Origin of the sequence: Psychroflexus gondwanensis ACAM 44, from assembly GCF_000355905.1 — a bacterium.
GTDB classification, from domain to species: domain Bacteria; phylum Bacteroidota; class Bacteroidia; order Flavobacteriales; family Flavobacteriaceae; genus Psychroflexus; species Psychroflexus gondwanensis.
The window spans coordinates 14,604-33,154 of sequence record NZ_APLF01000018.1 but is presented as its reverse complement, the minus strand read 5'-3'; the positions used below and the strand labels follow the sequence as shown (position 1 = coordinate 33,154).

14 protein-coding genes are annotated in these 18,551 nt (G+C 36.6%); 5 read left to right on the top strand and 9 right to left on the bottom strand.

Going from position 1 to position 18,551, the window contains the following annotated elements; translation table 11 throughout:
* Positions 1 to 13: 13 nt before the first annotated feature.
* The 7 genes from PGOND44_RS13070 to xrtF all read right to left on the bottom strand — a co-directional run bounded on the left by PGOND44_RS13070 (position 14) and on the right by xrtF (position 9,569).
* On the bottom strand, positions 14 to 1,654 hold the full coding sequence (locus tag PGOND44_RS13070) for an efflux RND transporter periplasmic adaptor subunit (RefSeq protein ID WP_003443550.1): 1,641 nt from the start codon (positions 1,652 to 1,654) through the stop codon (positions 14 to 16).
* A 16-nt stretch (positions 1,655 to 1,670) separates the two neighbouring features.
* Positions 1,671 to 2,903 (bottom strand): permease, encoded by a 1,233-nt coding sequence (locus PGOND44_RS13065; RefSeq protein WP_003443548.1) that lies wholly within the window; start codon positions 2,901 to 2,903, stop codon positions 1,671 to 1,673.
* Complete coding sequence (locus PGOND44_RS13060; protein WP_236612000.1) at positions 2,900 to 4,180, bottom strand: TolC family protein; 1,281 nt, start codon at positions 4,178 to 4,180, stop codon at positions 2,900 to 2,902. The genes PGOND44_RS13065 and PGOND44_RS13060 overlap by 4 nt, the downstream gene beginning before the upstream one ends.
* Positions 4,181 to 4,184: 4 nt before the next feature.
* A complete protein-coding gene (locus PGOND44_RS13055; protein WP_003443542.1) occupies positions 4,185 to 8,072 on the bottom strand; it encodes an efflux RND transporter permease subunit in 3,888 nt (1,295 codons plus the stop codon).
* A gap of 87 nt (positions 8,073 to 8,159) precedes the next feature.
* Positions 8,160 to 8,558: an HYC_CC_PP family protein gene (locus PGOND44_RS13050; protein WP_003443539.1), complete on the bottom strand. Its 399-nt coding sequence runs from the start codon at positions 8,556 to 8,558 to the stop codon at positions 8,160 to 8,162.
* Positions 8,559 to 8,584: 26 nt separating this feature from the next.
* Complete coding sequence (locus PGOND44_RS13045; protein WP_003443533.1) at positions 8,585 to 9,025, bottom strand: exosortase F system-associated membrane protein; 441 nt, start codon at positions 9,023 to 9,025, stop codon at positions 8,585 to 8,587.
* On the bottom strand, positions 9,018 to 9,569 hold the full coding sequence (xrtF, locus tag PGOND44_RS13040; RefSeq protein WP_003443530.1) for an exosortase family protein XrtF: 552 nt from the start codon (positions 9,567 to 9,569) through the stop codon (positions 9,018 to 9,020). The genes PGOND44_RS13045 and xrtF overlap by 8 nt, the downstream gene beginning before the upstream one ends.
* Positions 9,570 to 9,703: 134 nt before the next feature.
* On the opposite strand from xrtF, the gene PGOND44_RS13035 reads away from it, so the two are divergent.
* Positions 9,704 to 10,165, top strand: coding sequence for a GAF domain-containing protein (locus PGOND44_RS13035; RefSeq protein WP_003443527.1), 462 nt, complete (start codon positions 9,704 to 9,706; stop codon positions 10,163 to 10,165).
* Here the strand turns inward: PGOND44_RS13035 and PGOND44_RS13030 are convergent, their stop codons facing one another.
* Positions 10,166 to 12,082 (bottom strand): polysaccharide biosynthesis protein, encoded by a 1,917-nt coding sequence (locus tag PGOND44_RS13030; RefSeq protein ID WP_003443525.1) that lies wholly within the window; start codon positions 12,080 to 12,082, stop codon positions 10,166 to 10,168. It lies immediately after the preceding gene.
* 180 nt (positions 12,083 to 12,262) lie between these two features.
* On the opposite strand from PGOND44_RS13030, the gene PGOND44_RS13025 reads away from it, so the two are divergent.
* Genes PGOND44_RS13025 through PGOND44_RS13010 form a run of 4 tightly spaced genes read left to right on the top strand, consistent with a single transcriptional unit; the run spans position 12,263 to position 18,042 of the window.
* Positions 12,263 to 13,027, top strand: a complete 765-nt coding sequence (locus PGOND44_RS13025) for a polysaccharide biosynthesis/export family protein (protein ID WP_003443521.1) — start codon at positions 12,263 to 12,265, stop codon at positions 13,025 to 13,027.
* An 8-nt stretch (positions 13,028 to 13,035) separates the two neighbouring features.
* Positions 13,036 to 15,426: a GumC family protein gene (locus PGOND44_RS13020; protein WP_003443519.1), complete on the top strand. Its 2,391-nt coding sequence runs from the start codon at positions 13,036 to 13,038 to the stop codon at positions 15,424 to 15,426.
* Positions 15,353 to 15,931 carry a C40 family peptidase gene (locus tag PGOND44_RS13015; protein ID WP_223810259.1) on the top strand — a complete coding sequence of 193 codons (579 nt, stop codon included), beginning with the start codon at positions 15,353 to 15,355 and terminating at the stop codon, positions 15,929 to 15,931. Before PGOND44_RS13020 ends, PGOND44_RS13015 begins: the two co-directional genes overlap by 74 nt.
* A 17-nt stretch (positions 15,932 to 15,948) precedes the next feature.
* Positions 15,949 to 18,042 (top strand): ComEC/Rec2 family competence protein, encoded by a 2,094-nt coding sequence (locus PGOND44_RS13010; protein ID WP_003443510.1) that lies wholly within the window; start codon positions 15,949 to 15,951, stop codon positions 18,040 to 18,042.
* On the opposite strand, the gene PGOND44_RS13005 is transcribed toward PGOND44_RS13010, so the two are convergent.
* On the bottom strand, positions 18,006 to 18,545 hold the full coding sequence (locus PGOND44_RS13005) for a thioredoxin family protein (protein ID WP_003443508.1): 540 nt from the start codon (positions 18,543 to 18,545) through the stop codon (positions 18,006 to 18,008). The genes PGOND44_RS13010 and PGOND44_RS13005 overlap by 37 nt on opposite strands.
* Positions 18,546 to 18,551 lie beyond the last annotated feature (6 nt).

Here is an 18,551-nt window from a genome sequence, read left to right as displayed (position 1 = left end):
GATATAAAGTTAATCATTGAATCGAGTCTATGGTGCTTCCACAGGTCAACATAGAGGCTCCATAATAGGGATTTTCAATCTTTTTGGTAAAGCTTAGCCAAGACGCTCCTTCACTATTATTAGCCATAGGGCAACGCTGTACATAAAGTAACTGATCAGTTGGGTTTGAAGATTTTGCTATCGCAATGATATCTTCTGAAAGGACTAGAAACTCTTCTCTTAGTTCGTCTATGGATTTAATTTTATCTGCATTCTGAAGCTTTCTCAGCTTCAGCTTAGAAAAAGAAGTCGTCAATTTTTTATAATTGATTTTGGCATCTTCGAAATTATCTGAAGATAAAGCAGTTTTAAGCTGCCTATAATCGGATAGAAGCGGCGCAATCGCTTTCGGATTTAGGTTTATCTCTTCTTCAACAAACGACTTTGGTTGTGACTTTTCTGTTTTCGGGTCCATCATGCTAGTCTTGTCGGCAAGTTGTGCTTCAGAATCAATACTAAAAGCCCCTTGAGTAACCACCTCATCTCCTACTTGCAATCCTGATAAAATTTCAATATTGTCTCCTGAGGTTTGTCCTATTTCAACTGTCGTTAGTTTGAAATAAACACCGTTTTCGTTTTCCAATTGCTTGTAAACTATAGAGCGTTTACCTGTCCAAAGCACTGAAGATTTGGGGACATATAAAGGAGTTTCGTTTTTTGTGTTTGTAACGTTAGTACTAACTACTCCTGTGACAAAAACGCCAGGCTTCCATCTCAAATTAGGATTTTGGACCACAACCCTTACTTTGGCAGATCGCTCTTCTGTATTGAAAATAGGTGAAATAAAATCCACTTTACCTGTCACCGCTGCTCCTCCTATATTCATGCTCATTTCATCACCAACTTTGATGAGGTTTAGGTCTTGCTCATAAACATCAAACATCGCCCAAAGCGTGGACAAATCTGTAATTTCCATAAGTGCTTGTCCAGCTTTCACTTGGTCGCCCTGAGCTACCATTAGTTGTGTAACATTCCCTGTTTGCTGAGCTCTCAATGATATTGTTGAAGACTTAGACTTGTTTTGAATGTCTTGTAAACTCAGTTCTAGATTCTCAATTTTTTGAACCACACTTTGCATTATGCTTTCGTTATCCGTGCGTTTCGCTAAAGCGTATTCATCTTTCAAAACTTGAATAGTGGAAGAATACAATTCAGCAACTACTTGATTGTTTTGAACGGTTTCCCCTTCAAAATTTATGTTTAGCTGCTCAATTCTACCATCAAAATTTGTGGTTAAACTCGTTTTACTTTTTTCATTAATGTCTAGTTGACCAGAAAGTTCTAAGTTTGAAGTGGTCCTTTTCCCATCGCCAACCAGCGTTGTTTCTATTTTAGCCAGAGCCCTTGCAGACTTAGTCATTCGGATAGCATCTGGATCTACCGTTTCCTCTAGGGTGTTGGCAGGAATCAAGTCCATCCCACAGATAGGACAATCGCCTGGTTTGCTGTTACGGATTTGTGGGTGCATAGAGCAAGTCCAAACCGAAGATTCTGTTTCTGCGGAATGATTATGATCCTCCGCATTCTCTTCAGAAGAAAATAGGCTAGCTCCAATGAAAATACCAAGAACTAAAACCAGTCCGGCGATTAAGTACGTTTTAAATTTAGTGTTCATTATTGAAATATGTTCGTTAATAATTAAATATGTATTTGACTAGAATTCCACCCAACAGCCATATATAGCTTATAAAGGCGACGTATTTTAAAACTTTTTCTAAGAGCGGACTTTTAGGCGCCATTTCTTTCATGTAAGACAAATCTTTTTGTTTGGAGAAAAAGCCGAGATAAACCAGAATTCCCGAAATAATCAAGAATCCAATGTTCAGAAAAAATGTATAATCAATTTGAAAATGATCTTGTTGTGAAATCGTACTGGATGAAAAATCAGGTATCATATCCAACAAATCGAAACTATAATGCAGAAGAAGTGAGGTCAGGATTAAAGCCGTAAACAACATAGAAAGTATAAGAAGTGACATTTTCCAGCCGTAATATTTAGCATTGATTCTTAAGACTGGAAACACTACTAAATCACTAAAAATAAAAGCCATAACACCAGCAAAGCTCACCCCTTTACCAAATAATAAGGCTGCCAGCGGAATGTTTCCCATAGATCCTATAAACGTGATAAACGCAGCAAAAGGACCTACCACCACATGTTCCAGAAGTGTGAAAAACCCAAAAGAAGTTTGACCGTCCCCCGTGTTGATAAACAAGGTTTGAAAAAATGAATCGGGAACAAATGCTGAAATAATCCCTGCAATAGTGAAACCTATCGTCACATCTTTCCATACCATTTTCCACTCCATGCCGTATTGCTTCCCGATTTTCACCCAATTGGTTTTATTCTGAATTTTTTCTGAAATAGGCTTCGAGTCAGTCTTAGTTTTTTCAGAATCACCGAGTTTTTTTCTAGCTTTAGAGATGATGGAACTGGGATTGAATAGGCCAATTAGTGCCCAAACGATAAGTATAAGCAAAATTCCGCCAACATATTCACCCACAACAAATTGCCAGCCTAAAAATATAGAAATGACAATTCCGAGTTCTATGACCAAGTTTGTAGAGGCCAGTAAAAACGCCATTGAGGATACAAAACTAGCTCCCTTTTTGAAAAGTGATTTTGTGGTTGCCAGAGCGGAAAAACTACAAGAACTGCTGATGAAGCCAAAAAAAGTACCAAAAAGTACAGATTTAGCATCAGCTTTACCCATGGTTTTTTGCATGTTTTGCTTGGTAACCAATACTTGAATGAGACTGCTAAGCGCATACCCAAGAATAAACGCCCAAAGTGCCATCCAGAAAAATCCCAAAGCAGTGTTGGCTGCATTCCCCCAATTTTCTAAAAAGATATCGCTGCTCATAAGTCTGAGTTTGAAGTTAAGTAGATTAAAGTTTCATCGGTTTTTTGAAGATCGGCCAACGTTTTGGCCCGTTGTTTCTCATAGAGTAAACGCTCTTCTTGCAAGCGCAACACTTCTTCTATTCCCATGCTAGCATTGGCTAATGCGGTTTCAGAAAGTTGAAGGATATCTTTTAAACTCAATAGCTGCTTATCGTATAAGCTAAGTAGACTAAAAAGTTCATCTTGTTTATAAAGAGCAACTTGAATTTCGGTTTCCAAACGCGACTCTTCGTTTTCCAATTGGAATTCAATAGATTCGCCTTTAAGTGAAGCCGCCTTTTTTCTAGATTTATTCTTCTTCCCAAAAATAGGTAAGCTCACCGATAACATAGGCATAATCGCATCTTGACCAGCCTCTGCATTTTGAACATTTCGGTCTTGGATAATAGCATAATCCAATCCTAAACCAAACTGTGGCATCGCTTCTTTTTTAGCTAACACGCTTTCTGCCTCATTGGAGGCTTTCAATTTGCGAATCGCTTCAAGTCGAGGGTGATTTCTAACCATAGAATCTATTTCAATCGATTCATTTTGTTCTAGAATCTGCTTTGGATTTAAAATTTGGACAGGAGTGTTCAACTGCCTGTCCATCAATTGATTGAGTTGAGTGACAAAAACTTGGCCTTGGTCTTTTAAAACTTGAATTGTACTCAACTGTTTATCCATTTCCAGATCTACTCTCAAAATATCAACCAACCTGGCTTTATTATTTTTGTAGTTAGATTCTACTATAACTTTCAGATTTTCTAAAATATCAAGTTGTTTCGTTTCAAGTTCTGTGATATACCTTAAAGCCAAAAGGTCGTAATACTTCTGAGCAACATTTAGAAATAACTTCAATTTTTGATCTTGAAATTTTTCAAATTCAGCTTCAGCTCTAAACGCAGCAATGTCACCTTTAGCTTTATAGGTTCCGAACCATGGCAACTTTTGAGTCAACGAAAATCTTGCAATCTGAGGACCAACTCTGGTTTCTATTGGACTTATAAAATATCCAAAACTCAAGTTGGGATCTTGCCAAGATTTGGCTTGCGTGATATCTTCAAGTTGTGCTTCAAAACGTTTGAATTGTGCTTTCAATTCCAAATTGTTTTCAGCAGCTAGGTGTTGTAAGTCTTCGAGACTTTGGCTAAAAGAGGACCAGCTGAACATCAAAATACTTATAAAACAACAGACTAAAGTCATCCTATGAGTGCTCTTGAAATTGTGATTTAAGGGGTGTAAAATAGATTTCATGAGTTTAAGATTGAGTGGTGTTCATCGTTTTCTTATAAAAAAGATAGAATAAAATAGGCAACAAAAAGTAGGTTAAACTTGCCATCAACATTCCACCAAAAGCAGGAATCGCCATAGGTATCATGATATCCGATCCTTTTCCAGTGGAAGACAACACAGGAAGCAGAGCGATTATAGTTGTTATGGAAGTCATCACAGCTGGACGAATTCGCTTTTGCCCACCTTCCATAACAGCGGTTTTCAATTCTGAAATTGTTTTCGTTGGATTATCTTTTAGTGACTGTTTTAAATACGTGGCCATCAATACGGCATCGTCTGTGGCAATACCGAAGAGAGCAATGAATCCCACCCATACAGCAACGCTAGAGTTGATAGTCTTCAACTGAAAAACATCCCTTAAGTTTTCTCCAAAAACACTGAAATTTAAAAACCAGCCTTGCCCATAGCACCAGATTAAAATAAAACCTCCACTGAAGGCTAGCGCTATGGAAGAAAATATCATAGCACTTATACTCACAGATTTGAACTGGAAATAAAGGATTAAGAAAATGACCAGCAACACTAGTGGTAGAATAATGGATAAGCGTTTTTCTGATCGCACTTGATTTTCAAAATTTCCTGCAAAGCGATAACTGATTCCAGAAGGAACAATTAAGTTTCCATTTTCTATTTCAGAAGTGATAAGAGCTTTAGAGTCCTCAACTGCAGTGACTTCAGCAATTCCCTCAGCTTTATCAAAAAGCACATAGCCCGTTAAAAATGTATTTTCACTTTTGATGTTTTGTGGACCTCTAGCATACTCGATATCTACAATCTCCCCAATCGGGATTTGAGTCCCATTGGATGTAGAAATCAACATTGTTTTGAGAGTCTCTGGTGAATTTCTCAATTCCCGTGGATATCTTACCCTCACCCCATAGCGTTCTCTGCCATCAATCAACTCTGTAAGTGGCATCCCTCCAACAGCTACGGAAATAAAGTTTTGGACCTCATCTACACTCAGCCCATATTTTGCCAGGTTTTGACGCTTTAAGACGATGTTCAAATAAGGTTTACCAACAATTCTATCGGCAAAAACGGCTTCGGTTTTGACGGTTTCAACCTGTTTTAAGATCTCTTCTAGTCGAAGTCCGAAAGCTTCAATCGTTTTCAAATCTGGTCCAGACACCTTTATTCCCATTGGAGCCCGCATCCCCGTTTGTAACATAATTTGCCTCGTTTCTATAGGCTGAAGTTGAGGTGCAGAAGTTACTCCGGGGATTTTAGTCACTTTCGAAATTTCATCCCAAATATCATCTTTAGATTGAATGTGCTTTCTCCAGTTTCTGAAATAACGTCCCTCTTCATCTTGAATTAAGTAACGTTGAAAATGATTATCGATCTCGTAGAATAGCTCATCGTTGACCTTGTCTGGGAAAACTTCGCCATCTGCATCTACAAACCTGAAGGTTTCGTTATCAAAATACAATGAGGTTAAGTCTGAAAACTTGGATGTATAAAGTGTTTCAGAAATTTTGTAGTTCCCATTTTCATTCACACGATAAGCAACGCGTTTACCATTCTCATCCAAGGCAAACTCTGACTTATAGGTGATGAGATTTTCGAACATAGAAATTGGCGCAGGATCTATAGCAGACTCGACTCGTCCTAATTTACCAACAACGGTTTTCACTTCTGGAATCTGACTTACCAACACATCCATTTGTTGAAGTTTTTCTTTGTTAAAAGAAATTCCAGAGTGTGCCATGCTGGTGGGCATCAGGATAAAACTTCCTTCGTCGAGACTGGGCATAAACTCTTTTCCAATGCCAGGAAAAGTTCTCTCTAAGCCTTTCCAAACTTGGGTTTTTTCAACAGAAAACCCTATGGAATTGGAAAGGGGTTGAGACCATCCAAATACACTTGAAAATCCTTGCCACATTAAAACAGCTACCAGCAGGAATAGAGCTACTAAGGCTAGAAAGCCTTTCATTCTGGCCATAAAGAAATTCAAAATATCTAGGTAGTATTTTTGTAAAATGAGATAAAAGCCTAAAATGACACCTAGTAAAACCCCTACAAAAAGAAAATTACTAATTATAGAATTTGCTGGACCTAGTGGAGACCAAAGCTTAGCTAAGCCTATCAAAAACCCTAGGATAATGACAAAATAATGCAGGTATTTGAGGGCTTTCAAATCGCGATGGGCATTTTTGGATACCCAAAAACTCAGGGCATAGACAATAATAAAAATCCCTAACCAAAATGAATAAAAAACAGCCCATACTCCCAATAAAACAAGAAGGGCGTTTAAAGACCAAGACAATTTTGATCTGTTCAATTTTATTTTAAAAATAAAATACATCAAACTCGGTAAAATCAATACAGTCACCAAAAAAGCTGAAGCAAGAGCAAAAGTTTTAGTGTAAGCTAAAGGGATAAAGAGTTTTCCTTCTGCAGCTTCTAAACTAAACACAGGAACAAAACTTACAATGGTAGTTAGCACAGCAGTTAAAATGGCAGAACTCACTTCTGAAGAACCATCGAAGATGTTTTTAAGTAGATCGCGATTCGGATGGTCTTCAAATTTTTTGACCACGTTTTCTGTTAGGATCACCGCAAGATCGATCATGGTTCCTATGGCAATAGCAATTCCCGAAAGGGCAACGATATTGGCTTGTATATTGAAAATCTTCATCGCTATAAAAACCAGCAAAACCGATATGGGTAAGACGGATGAGATCACTAAAGACGTCCTCAGATTGAAGATGATAATAATAACCACCAATATGGCGATAATCAACTGTAAAGTGATGGCTTCTTCTAAAGTGCCAATGGTTTCGTTGATTAATTCTGAACGGTCGTAAAAGGGAATGATTTTGAGTTTACTTTCTGTACCGTCTTCCAAGATTTTAGTTGGCAAACCAGGGGAGACTTCTTCTATTTTATCTTTGATGTTTTGAATGGCTTCCATGGGGTTGTACCCATCTCGAGCAACCACCACGCCTCCAACAACCTCTGCTCCTGCTTTGTCCAGAATTCCTCTTCGCTGGGCTGGCCCAAGGTTAACTTTCGCAATATCTTTGATGTAGACAGGAACATTATTTACCTCATCCACCATCGTATTTTCAATATCCTTTAAGCTTTCGAGATCTCCCAAGCTTCGGATAATATATTCAACCTGATTGATCTCTAAAGTTTTGGCTCCCACATCTTGATTGCTAGACTTTACAGCATTAGCAACCTGCATGAGTGAAATACCGTAAGATCGTAAAGCCTCCGGATTCACATTTATTTGGTACTCTTTCACATACCCGCCGATGGAAGCAACTTCAGAAATTCCTTTGGCACTACTCAAGCTGTACTTGACAAAATAATCTTGAATACTTCTTAGCTCTTGTAAACTCCACCCTCCTGTTGGATCGTTATTTTTATCTCGCCCCTCAATAGTATACCAATACACTTGGCCCAAAGCAGTGGCGTCTGGACCTAAGGTGGGTTTTACATCTGGAGGCAATAAATCTTTTGGAACGGCACTCAGTTTTTCTACAATTCTAGATCTAGACCAATAGAATTCAGTATCCTCTTCGAAGATGATATAGATACTAGAAAATCCAAACATAGAAGAGCTTCTCACCGTCTCTACGCCTGGCAAACCAAGTAGGTATGTGGTAAGCGGATAGCCAATTTGATCTTCAATATCTTGTGGAGATCGCCCTGGCCATTCTGTAAAGACAATCTGTTGATTTGCTCCCGTGTTGGGAATCGCATCTACAGGAATAGGATTTTTCGGTAAAAAAGAAAGATTCCATTGAAAGGGAGAAACTATTAATCCTCCTAGGACAATCGTGGAAAGTAGAATAAACGACAATAGCCGTTGATTCAAAAAAAACTTTATAATGGTATTCAGCATAAGAATATGATATTAAAACAGTTACAACATGTTTTACTTTTATTCTGAAGTTGATTCAGTTAAAGTAAATGTGGTAAGTTTTAATAATCAAATAAGGAAAACCTGGTTAAGCAGCTGAAGGTCTAACGAATATTGGGGGGGATTGTAAAATTGAAATTCATCAATTTGCTTTTCAAAAACATCTAAATCGCAGAAGTAAATTAAACTGAAAACAGTAAATTCTAAAGGAATATCCAAATCAAATTCAGCTTTAGAAAATTGAAGGATATCTTGCCCCTCTATGGTTTCAACCTCATTATCACAACAACTAGACTCTTCTTCCGAAGGCATATGTTGATGCATTTCACAAGTTTGTGCTTTAGATAAAATAGCTTTATCTACTAAAATATTACCACAGTAGTGAGCATCGATGGTAAATGACATCGTGGAGACTAGCACCAGAAGGGCTATAACAATTGATCCTATTTTAGAAATTAATGATTTCACATTACAAAAGTAGTTATTTTTATGAATTAATCTTTTTCTTTAACACTATACTTTTGATAGTAAAAGGCTGGTAATAATACCAATACAAATATAGGTTGGATTAAAAAACGCCTGATATAAAAAATAGTTAGAAAGTTTTCTCTTTCCATATCATTTATAAAGAACCAAAACAAGAGCGTCAAAATCAAATAGGCCAAAGCATAAAATACCGCTGCAAACAGTACGGTTTTTCTATAAGGAAAAACAATCCCAATAATTGCTATAGAGATTATGGAATTGAGTAAGAATCTCCAACTTGTTGAGCCAAGTACTTGCATAACATCAAAATCTGGCGCTTGAGCATAACTAAACTCTGAGCTGTAAAATTCCAATAAGGGGTCGGAAAAGAGTTCATGCTCATAGAACCGAATTAACACAAGCCCTAAAAGCAAAATCCCGATTAAGCCAATTTTTAAGACTTTATTCATCAACAGATTTTACTTTAGGTTTATAATTTTTGATCCATACAATCCAAAGCAAAAATACCAATCCATAGATAAAGGCTGGAAATAAAGTCCCGTGCATAAATTCTTGGTAGTCTGGTATCTCATAAATTCCAATTGTAAGCAAGGCTATACGAAGGACATTCAGCGAATAAATGATAACGCTCCCCGCAAAAATGAATAGAACTGTAGACCTGAAGTCCTTTTTAAATGCTAAAATGAAAGATAAAAAGAGGATGATGACACTTACAGCATTACAGCCTTCTATAACTCTAACCAAGTAATCCCCGTTTATACCAATTCGCATAGAAGGATCGTAATGACTGGGAATACTATTGGTTTCATATCCAAAAAAGCTAATTAAACTTTCTGTCTGTAAAGCGACCATATGAGTAATAATCTCCGGAAAATAAGGTTGCTCTGGAGCGTAATCTAGATACAACTGATAGGCTATGGTTAGCAGAATATAAGTGCCAAAGAAAACGCCAAGGAACTTAATAACCGCTTTATTTTTTTTAAAAATTTCCAAATTATTGTCTTTATAGCAACCTCCTAATTGAAACTTAATTGAGAAGAAATCCTTCGCTAATATTTAACAAATTTATAGAAAAGCGTTCTTCTGTGTTGCTCTAATATTAAATACTTTTGCTTAAAATATAGATCATGACCCTAGAAAGCTTAAAACCCCGTATAATAGATATTTTAAAACAAGACAACCTGGGCATCGATCAGCGATTGGCGGAGGTTTGCAGTATTCTCCAAAAAGATGTTACAACTTACGATTGGGTTGGATTTTATTTCAAAAATGGGGATAAAAGAGAGCTTATTTTAAAAGCTTATGCTGGTGAACCTACGGACCATACAATAATTCCTTTCGGAAAAGGAATTTGTGGCCAAGTCGCAGAATCCAACCAGAACTTTGTGGTAGACGATGTTGCTGCTCAAGATAATTACATTGCTTGTAGTATATATGTAAAGTCTGAAGTGGTGATCCCTCTTTTTGTTGACGGACAAAATATTGGTCAAATCGATATCGATTCTCATACCAAAAATGCATTTTCAAAAGAAGATGAAGATTTTTTAACTTGGGTAAATGCTGAGGTGAGCCGTATTTTAGAAGCTTAATTAGATAGCATTTTTTTGACGCTCTTCCTCCGTTAAGGGTATAAATTCTGGAACCAATTTTTTGAGAACTTCAATAGACTTGACTTCGTTATTATTGGCAATTTGATAGTGAAGGTTTTCAATTAAAATTAGTTTTTCAGCATCAAAATCATAGCTTGCTTTGGCAATAAGAATTTTTTGATGATGAGTAGGTAGCGTATTTTCCTTATCGGCCAGCAATTCTTCATAAAGCTTCTCCCCAGGCCTTAATCCTGTAAACACGATTTCTATGTCTTTTCCTGGAATAAATCCTGAAAGCCGTATCATTTGTTTAGCAAGATCAAAGATTTTGACGGGCTTGCCCATATCAAACACGTAAATTTCTCCTCCATTTCCCATAGCACCCGCTTCCAAAACAAGTTGACAAGCTTCATCTATAGTCATAAAATATCTGGTAATATCTGGATGAGTAACTGTTACTGGGCCAAAGTTTTCAATTTGCCTTTTGAAATGGGGAATCACTGAGCCATTGGACCCTAAAACATTTCCAAAGCGTGTGGTGATAAACCGAGTAGTGATAGATTTATCCCTAGCGACAGATTGTAAGTAAATTTCAGCACTCCGCTTGGAGGCTCCCATAATATTGGTTGGGTTTACGGCCTTATCTGTAGATACAAACAGAAATCTTGAAATTTTATGTTTAATAGCTAAATCGGTTAAATTTTTGGTCCCTATAAAATTAACATCCAAAGCCTCAATAGAGTTAGCTTCCATCATCGGAACATGTTTATAGGCGGCCCCATGAAAGACAATTTCTGGTTGATGATCTTCGAAAATACTTTCAAGTCGCTTTAGATTGCGAACATTGGCTATGATTTTTTCAAAATGAAGGTTGGGATATTTTGATTCCAACTCAAGACTCATTTCATGAAGAGGTGTCTCGGCCTGATCTAACATCAGTATTTTTTTAGGCTCAAATCGAATTAGTTGGCGCACGATATCACTGCCAATTGAACCAGCAGCTCCGGTAACTAGAATCACCTTGTCTTTGTAAATAGCCCTTAGTTTTTCGCGTTGAAGCTTTATAGGGGTTCTTTGAAGCAGGTCTTCTAAATTAACTTTTCTAATTTCAGAAGAAATAGATTCTCCGTTCCAGTCTTGCAGCTCTGGGAGTTTAAATATTTTAAGGTTAAGTTCCAGTAACTGATTTAAAATATTAGAATCTGCTATGGCTAGTTCTCTTAACTTTTGGCTGGAGACAATAACCGAGGACCCCCCACGTATTTTTTGATGCTCCAATTGCTCCAGTGTTAAAATAGGAAGGGTTAGTATTCGGGTTCTTTTAAGTTTTGTGACTTCACTTATAAAACCTACGATATCGAAGTTGGTTCTTGCATCGGACATGATGCTTTCTGCTATTGCTACATCGGTAAGGCTTGTCCCAAGAAGGTATGCTTTAGTAGAAGAAGAGTCTGAGTGAATAAGTTGATAAACTCTCTTTACAATAACTCGAAAAAGAAATAACATAGAAAAAGCTATGAATCCATAGATTATAGCCCCGCCATTGACTAAGATTTTAACTTGATAAATGCTATATATCAACTCGTTGATGAGAATAAGAGCAGCCACTGTAGAAATTGTGGTCTGCAATTGCTTAATTGAATCTTTAAAGCCGGTATACCTGACTATTCCTGAGTAAGATTTGAAAATGAGAAAAAATAAAATTTGTATGCTTACAAGGGATAAAAACTCCCAATTAAGGTGAATAAATTTAAGTTGCCCAGAGCCTACCGATGAGATTAAAAAAAATGTGAATTGAGCTGAAAGTATAGATATGCTCACGTCTATAAAGAAAATGAGACTTCTAGGCACATAGTTACGAACCATGCGCTTAATAATTTTGAAGCTTATACGCTTTGCAGATTGGATGATGTTCATTTTCTATTGGTTAAATACTAGAAAAGTTAACAAATTTAAGAATAAATTTTGCACTTATCTTTATTATTGTTGCTCTAGTCTATAGTTTTTGCAAAAACTAGTTGCTTTTAGATCAAAAAGACTTTTGTTTTGGAGAAAAAATACCCTTATTTGTATTAAATTTGATTAACAAAATTTTAAATGAAAAAATCCATCCTTCTCCTTTTCTCATTTGTTTTATTAAGTTGTTCTACTAGAAAAGAGGTTGTGTATTACCAAGATATTGATAGCAGAGAATTTGTTTCTATTGAGTCCATAAATACACATCCAAAAATTCAGATCAACGATATATTAAAAATCTCTACCTCAGCGTTAAACCCTGAAAGCGTAATCCCATATAATTTTAATACTGGAGAGGGTTCCTCCGTTCAAACCAACCAAGTAGAGCTGTTGAAATTATCTGGCTACCTCGTTAACAGTGAGGGTGAAATTAATTTTCCTCAACTTGGAAAAATTAAAGTAGAAGGAGAGACAACTCAAGATATCCAAGATATTTTGGAAGAAAAATTGTCTAAATTTATTAAAAGCCCGACTGTCATCGTAAGGATTATAAATTATAAATTTACCGTTCAAGGTGAGGTTAGACAACCTGGAACCTTTGAAATTATTGAAGAAAATATGACTCTCCCCCAAGCTCTTGGTCTTGCTGGAGACCTTACTATAAATGGAAGAAGAGATAATGTATTAATTTACAGACAGGAAGGGGGAAGCCGTGAAGTAAAACGTATTGACCTCACACAGACCGATTGGATGAATACGGAGTATTTTTTCGTGAAGCCCAATGACTTCATTTATGTTGAACCTAATAATCCTAAAGTGAAATCTGCAGGATTTGTAAGTAATGTTGGAACCTTGCTTTCCGTTTTATCTATTATACTATCAGCAGTTGTTATTATTGCTAGATAAACTCATCTATGGAAAATTCTAATACACCACTCGATACTGTCTCAACGCCAGAGGATAGCAGTGAAGATCTAAAAAAAACAGTGCTTCAATATCTTAGATATTGGCCATGGTTTATTATTTGTGTCGCTATCTCTGTTTCTTTAGCGTTTATTTACCTCAGGTATTCTACAAATATATACCAAACCAATGCCCAAGTAAAAATTCTAAAAGATGAAGGAGGTTTAGACCTTTCTGGTTTACAAGGAGGTTCTCCGCTTATAGATATGAGTAAGGTTAACCTCGAAAACGAAAGAGAGATCTTGAAATCGAGACGAATTGCAAAGAAAGTGGTAGAGAATTTAAGTTTAGAATCTAGCTACTATAAGTCTGGAAGTATAAAGTCTTCTGAGATTTGGAAAGACGAGCGCCCTTTTACGATATCTTGGGTAGAAAACGACACTTTACAAGATGCTTCTACTCCTTTTTACACTGTTGAATTCAGCTCACTCAACCAGTTTAAAGTCATAAATCCTGAAACAAATTTTTCAGAACAATTTACAGTTGGTGAAAACATGATCGTGGAAGGCTTTCCTTTGGTACTCAACTTTAACCCAGACTACAATGGTGATATTACTGAACTTAATGGAATAACCTTCAACTTCAAGTTTCGTTCTATTTCACAAGCCATTAGCTATCTTACAACTCAGGTGAGCGTTGAGCCATTAGGGGAGAGAAGTGAAATTCTGGATTTGGCTATAAAAGGTCAGAATAGCAGCAAAAATGAAGACATTCTCAATGCGCTAATCGATCAATTTAACAATGACGGTATAGACGATAACCGTTTAGTCTCAAAACGTACCGAAGAATTTGTGATAGAGCGTTTGGAGTATCTAGTGAGCGAATTGGATACTGTAGAAAGTGGATTGGCAGAATTTAAAAGTGAAAATGACCTAGTTGAAATTGAAAATAATGCGGAAACATTATTTGGAAGAAGTTCTCAAGCTGAACTTCGAAAATTTGAAATAAGCAATCAATTATCCTTGACAGAAAGCTTTAAAGAAGAGCTTCTAAACCAAGACGATTATGAATTACTCCCAGCTAGAATTGGAATCAGCAACGATAACATCAATAGCTTTACCGAAGCCTATAATGATAGGGTTTTAGAAAGAGAACGTCTACTGATCTCCTCTACGCCAGAGAATCCTGCTGTAAAAGAAATGAGTAAGCTCATCTCCCAGCTAAGAAAAAATATTCTTAACACTATAGATGGCTACATCAAAAGCTTAACGATATCCTTAAAGGAATTAAAGAAAAGAGAGCAACAGTTCGATTTTACAATTGCCCAATTACCTGGTCAAGAAAAAGAAATCCGTAATATAAAAAGGCAACAAGCCGTAAAGGAAAAGCTCTATCTGTTTTTACTTCAAAAAAGAGAAGAAGCGGCTTTGTCTTATGCCATTACAGCTCCTATTCTTAAAGTTGTAGACTATGCATATACCCAACCTACTCCTATAAGCCCTAAATCTAGAATCGTTCTATTAGGGAGTTTAATTGTGGGATTGGTTATTCCTTTTGGAGTGCTTTACCTTATGTTTTTGTTTGATACAAAGATTAAGACTAAAGATCAGATAAAAGCCTTTTTACCAAACATCCCCATTGTGGCAGAAGTTCCTCAACACCAGAATAAGGGAAATCAAGTGATTCTTCCAAACGATAGGTCTTCCCTCGCAGAATCCTTTAGAATTATGAGAACCAATCTCAATTTCATGAATCTGAAGAAGGAAACCACAACACATCCCTCAGAAGTTGTCTTTGTCACTTCCTCAACCAAAGGTGAAGGAAAAACCTTTGTTGCTGTCAATCTAGCCTCTTCATTAGTTGCTGCCAAAAAGAAAGTTCTACTTTTAGGTTGTGATTTAAGAAACCCACAAATACACAATTATTTGGGTCTAAAGAAAGATCATGTAGGAGTTTCTAATTATTTATATGACGATTCTGTCTCGTTTAAACAATTAATCATCAAGGAGTCCGTAGAAGGTTTGGATCTAGATGTGATATTATCTGGAGATATACCTCCTAATCCGGCGGAGATGTTGATGAGTTCAAAGTTTTCTACTCTATTAGATGAAGCTAAAGCTCTTTACGATTACGTGATTATTGATACGGCACCAACCATTTTAGTCACCGACACTATTTTAATTTCCAAATATGCCGACATTACGTTGTACCTCACCCGATCTGAATATACAGACACAAGACTTTTACCACATATTCGCGATATCTACAAGCAAAAAAAATTGATCAATGTGGGAATTGTCATCAACGGATTGGACGAAAATGGAATAAATGCTTATAATTATGGGTATGGATATGGATACGGAGAAAATCAGCAGAAGAAAAAATCTTGGAAATTTTGGTAATATGAAACAAGGAGCTTTTCATTCTATCAGTTTAAAACTTATCTTTTGTATTGGAATTTTAAGCCTTATCTCTTGTGGTAGCTCAAAACGAGCTCAACAAGTTGAACTTAAAAGGTCCAATACGATCCAAAATGTTGTCGATTATTCTAAAAGATACATAGGCACTCCTTATAAATATGGAGGAACCACTTCTGCCGGAATGGATTGCTCTGGGTTAATACAACTCTCATTTATGCAATATGGAGTAGAGTTACCAAGAACCTCTAGGGACATGTCCAAGACGGGAAAGAAATTGAAACTAAAACAGGTAGACGTTGGTGACCTTGTCTTTTTTAAAATTTCCAAAAACAGGAGGAGAATTAACCATGTAGGATTGGTAGTCAAAAAAACACCAGAAACGATTGATTTTATTCATTCCTCTAGCTCCAGAGGAGTTATGATTTCCTCTATTAACAATCCGTTCTGGAAAAAAAATTATGTAAAAAGCAGGCGAGTGGTGAATTAAGTTCAAAATTTTAAAAGATGAAGTACTCCAATCTTCCGGTGTTGCAAATATGCACGGTTTTCTTGTTGGGAAGTTGGATTGGATTTTTTGAAATTGGACTGGATTTTTCTCTTTATATAACTCTCTCCTTAGTCATATTTCTTCTCTTTTTGATGAGCTTTTTTGTGGCAAGACGATTCCCTGCAACAAAACTGTTGTTCACTGCTGTTTCTCTTTTATTTTTAATGTCAATAGGGTTTCTGAATACCAAAATCCACCTTCCAAAGCATCAGGACTCTCACTACAGCAAGCTCATAAGGATTGACTCTACTTTACAAAATGCTGTTGTATTCCAAGGTCATATAATTAAAGCTTTAAAATCCAGTGCTTTTAAGGACAAGTTTGAGTTCCAGATACAGTCCATAAATTCTAAGCCTTACGAGGGGAAGGTCTTATTACAAATTTCAAAACGTCTTGATTCAGATGTATCCGCGAACTCCATGGTTTTAGGGTTTGGACAAATGCAAGCCTTTAAAGATCCGCAAAATCCTCAACAATTTAATTATAAAGACTACATGGCTACTCAGCAGATGAGTCACTTTATAAATACCGAATACAATCATTTACTCATCGAAAAAGAAGCAGGCTTTAGCTTTTTAGCTTTTGGTGAAAAAATAAGATCCACCATTCAAAATTCGCTTCAAAAACATGATTTTAGCAAGGCACAGTTAGATATCATCCAGGCCCTTTTGCTTGGCCAAAAACAAGATATAGATCCAGAAACCTATAATCAATTTTCTAAAGCTGGGGTGGTTCATATTTTAGCGGTTTCGGGATTACATGTGGGTATTATCCTTCTCATTTTACAATTTGTCACCAAAGGTCTTTTAAGTTTTCGCTACGGTAGAGTATTAAGAAATATTCTCGTTCTTATTGGTATTTGGGGTTTTGCTACACTTGCTGGTTATACACCATCAGTGTTGAGGGCAGCAGTCATGTTTTCTTTTTTGAGCATAGCCCTCAACTATAGACGGAAAACAAGCGCCATAAATACCTTGGCTTTGTCGGCTGTTTTTTTGATTATGATTAATCCTTATCTCATCTTTCAGGTTGGTTTTCAATTAAGTTACATGGCTGTTATCAGCATTGTTATTCTTCAGCCAAGACTATCTAAACTTTACAGCCCTCGTTATTATCTGGACAAAAAAGTTTGGGATATCTCCTGTGTGACTATAACTGCTCAACTCGGCGTACTTCCCCTCAGTTTATATTATTTCCATCAGTTTCCTGGGTTATTTTTGGTGAGTAATCTTATTATCCTTCCAGGTTTAGGCCTACTCTTAGGCGGAGGTATCATTATTATCGCTTTAAGCCTTCTCGACTTACTACCGGAAACTTTGGTATCAATATACGCTAGTTCACTAGATGCACTCCTTTGGGTGGTCGACTGGATCGCCTCCCAAGAAAGCTTAATTATTAATGACATCTACTTTACAAAGACTATCTTAATATCTAGCTTAGTGCTATTTTTTAGCCTAATTCTATGGGATTCAAAGCAAAAGTTTAGAAGCTATTTTATTCTGAATTTATCGCTGGTGGCTTTACTTCTCTATATTTATATCGAAAACCGAGATCAAATTCAGCAGGAAGAAATCGTTATTTTTCAAACCTATAGAGAGTCTCAACTAGGGGTTTTAAAAGGATCACATTTGACTTTGTTTACCGATCAGTCTCAAAACATAGAGTCCCCCGAATTGACTTATCATCTCAAAAATTACAAAACCTTAAAGGGTATCGAACGCATTGATTTTTTGGAATTAAAATCTAGTTATGAAATAAATCCTTCTGAAATTTTAGTCGTTTTAGACAGTATTCCTGTCTATCCCAAGGAAAACTTTCGTCCCACCTATATCCTTTTGAAAAATTCTCCAAATCTCAATTTTGATAGATTACTGCACGATTTGAAGCCTAAACAAGTGATCGCAGATGGAAGTAATTATAAAACTGATATTGAGCGTTGGAGAAATTCTGCGCAACTATTGGATATTCACTTTCATTCCACTTGGGAAGATGGAGCTTATGTATTTCCTGAAAATTATTCTTTAAAGGTACTTTCAAATTTAGATTGGTAGTCTTCCCAAGCTCCCTGAGTCGTTAACTCTTTGTAAGCGCCAGTTGCTATCATTTTCAGATAAAGCTCTAATTGCTGAGGGGTTTTGTAGCCAACAACTGGTGAGATGACATTGGCCTCCTCGTCAAAAAAGACAACCGTTGGATAAGCAGACACCTTTAGCGCATTAGCAAAAAAATGCTGGGCGTTTCGCTTTCCTTTGCGATTAGGTTTAAAGTTAGGATTGGTGTATTCGAAATCTTTATAAAAGACTTTCTCGGTGCCTTCAGCATTAAATTTTACAGGATAATAATGCGTATTGATATACTCTGCTACATCTGGATGAGCAAAGGTGTTTTTATCCATGGCTTTACAAGGCCCACACCAGTCGGTATAAAAGTCTGCAAATATTTTCTTAGGCTCATCCTTTTGGGCTCGTAAAGCCTCATTCATACTCATCCACTCCACTTGCGCGGAGAGCGAGGTAATAAATAAGAGCATTATAGCTGTAGACCAGTACTTCATAACTTT